This is a genomic window from Blautia sp. HCP3S3_H10_2 (genome assembly GCF_052122375.1).
Lineage (GTDB): Bacteria > Bacillota > Clostridia > Lachnospirales > Lachnospiraceae > Blautia_A.
In genome coordinates this window covers 1-622 of the sequence record NZ_JBQKCL010000054.1, presented here as the reverse complement: position 1 = coordinate 622, position 622 = coordinate 1, and the positions used below count along the sequence as shown (strand labels likewise).

Here is a 622-nt window from a genome sequence, read left to right as displayed (position 1 = left end):
GGCCACAACAATAGATCAATCTGAAGATCACTTTATACTCTGTAGACAGACGCAAAAACGAGGGCACTTTTATCTCTGGAGAATAACTGTCGATTTCATGAAAGAATGCTGATATTTCATCATCTGACAAGATATGCACCAGTCTTTTTTCACATTTATAAAAATTCGACGGAATATATGCTTCCTCACCGAGGGAGATCATGAATAACGCAAACTGACGGATGATAGAAGTACGTGCTGAACAGGTAGATAATGCTTCCCCTTCACGCAATGTCCCCCATTTTTTGACCAGTTCCCTGCTGAGATACGGCTGTATAACGGATTCTTTTACACAAAAATCATCAAAATGTTTCAGTTTCCATTCTTCAGTTTCATAAGAGAATCCAACAGACCGCTTTTCCTGTAGAAACTGTTTAATATACGGAGCAAAACAGCTTTGATATTCATATCCGAGAATCTTCATTACAGACCTCCTTCCAGCATCAGTCCGATGTCTGACAATGATAATCCACATTTTCTGCTTCTTTCATCATCCAGAAGAAGGTATTTCATTACGCTTGTCGGATCACGATGACCAAGTGCATCCATTACATCATCGATGCCGGCATGATTTTTCAGCAGA

The 622-nt window shown here is 39.7% G+C and carries 1 pseudogene; it reads right to left on the bottom strand.

Features of this window, described 5'->3' with window-relative positions:
• Positions 1-463 (bottom strand): annotated as a pseudogene (locus tag ACTQWB_RS18730) (tyrosine-type recombinase/integrase); the annotation flags it as partial.
• Between the last annotated feature and the right edge of the window lie 159 nt (positions 464-622).